The organism is Paenarthrobacter sp. NPDC057355 (assembly GCF_042667405.1).
Lineage (GTDB): Bacteria > Actinomycetota > Actinomycetes > Actinomycetales > Micrococcaceae > Arthrobacter.
In genome coordinates this window covers 1-1,549 of record NZ_JBHVAL010000056.1, presented here as the reverse complement: position 1 = coordinate 1,549, position 1,549 = coordinate 1, and the positions used below count along the sequence as shown (strand labels likewise).

Below are 1,549 nucleotides of genomic sequence, written 5' to 3'. Positions count from 1 at the left end.
AAATTCCCTGTGTGTCAGGCTGTTGTGTGACAGTTTGTGTGTCGCTTGTGGCCTGGCACGCGGGGCGGGGAAAGGTCCGTTATGGATTTTGTTGTCCCGTTGCGTGCTTCGAAGCGGAGTCACTTCACTTTGACTCAGAAACACATGATTCTGGATGAGTACGAGAAGTGTTTGGAGCGTGGCTCCAAGACCGCGTTCTGCAGGGCTGTTGGTATCACCGATGGCACGATCCAACTTTGGGCCAGACAGCGTGCGGCCGGGGAGTTGCGATCACGCGCCAGGGAAGGGACGGAGGACCAGCGTTTGAACGAAGGAGACAAGCGGCGGCTCAAGCAGGTCTTGAAGGAGAACGAGATCCTCAAGGCCAAGCTGGCCAGGTCCGAGGCCGCGGTGGACATCCTGGGAAAAGCTTCCGCGCTCTTGGACGCCGTGGCCAAGAGCGCAGCGGCGACGGACCCCGAACTGAAAGAACCGGAGCCGCAGCGCCCGGAGTGGTTGATCCCAAAATCTGGAAAGACATCGCCCTGACCTTTGTCGGGAATCTGGTCGCTGCCGGCTGGTCAGCGGTGAAGGCGTGCGCGGTTGTTGGGCTTCACCGCACGACCTGGTACCGGTATCTGAACCCGCCGGAAACGGCCGGAATCACTATCGCCCACACCGACCGGGCGTATCCGAACCGGATTACCCCGGCCGAGGCTGAGGAGTTCATGGCCGCCCTGAACTCCGAGAACTACGGCCACCTTTCAGTCACCCAGGCCTATTACCGGATGCTCGATACCGGACACTGCTCCTTCTCCATCGCAACAGCGCACCGTCTCGTTGCCGCGCACGGACAGAACGGTGACCGGCGACTCCAACGCGGAAACACCGGACCGAAGCGGATCAAACCCGTCGTGGAAGCCACTGGCCCGAACCAGCTCTGGAGCTGGGATATCACCATGCTCCGCGGGCCAGGCAAACACACCTACAAGCTCTACGCGATCATCGATGCTTTCTCCCGTAAAGTCATCGCCCACCGCGTCGAACACCACGAAACCGCGGCCCTTGCCTCCACGTTCATACGTGATGCCGTGGACACGACGGACCAGCGTCCTCTGGTTCTGCACGCCGATAACGGAGCTCCCATGCGCGCCGGCACCACCGTGGACCTGGCCCGCGCCCTTGGCATCACACTGTCCTACTCCAGGCCCCGGGTCTCGAACGACAACCCCTACTCCGAAGCGCTTTTCAAAACAGTGAAATACGATCTGGGATTCCCACAACGATTCCAAGACCTCAACGACGCCCGACACTACATGAACCAGTTCTTCGCCGCCTACAACGCACACCACCGGCACAGCGGCTTGAACTTCTACACCCCCGACACCGTCCACCACGGCCTGATCGAGCAAGCGCGCAGACAACGACAACAAACCCTCGATGACTGCTACGCCCGCAACCCACACAGATACCGCCGCAGACCCACCGCACCAGGAATGCCAACCACGGCCGGAATCAACCACCAAAAACCCACCCAGCTGTCACAAACAGCTTGATATATACCGAATTT

At 60.2% G+C, this 1,549-nt stretch carries 2 protein-coding genes; both read left to right on the top strand.

Annotation, left to right across the window (positions count from 1 at the left end):
- Positions 1–144: 144 nt before the first annotated feature.
- Entirely contained in the window at positions 145–528 is a 384-nt protein-coding gene (locus tag ACFUOZ_RS21355; RefSeq protein WP_377552045.1) for a hypothetical protein, read from the top strand.
- Complete coding sequence (locus tag ACFUOZ_RS21350; protein WP_377552042.1) at positions 492–1,535, top strand: IS3 family transposase; 1,044 nt, start codon at positions 492–494, stop codon at positions 1,533–1,535. The genes ACFUOZ_RS21355 and ACFUOZ_RS21350 overlap by 37 nt, the downstream gene beginning before the upstream one ends.
- The last annotated feature ends 14 nt before the right edge of the window (positions 1,536–1,549 follow it).

What these genes read in the sequence shown, in the direction of transcription:
- ACFUOZ_RS21355 (WP_377552045.1), top strand. Translation starts at nt 145, where the DNA reads ATGATTCTGGATGAGTACGAGAAGTGTTTGGAGCGTGGCTCCAAGACC.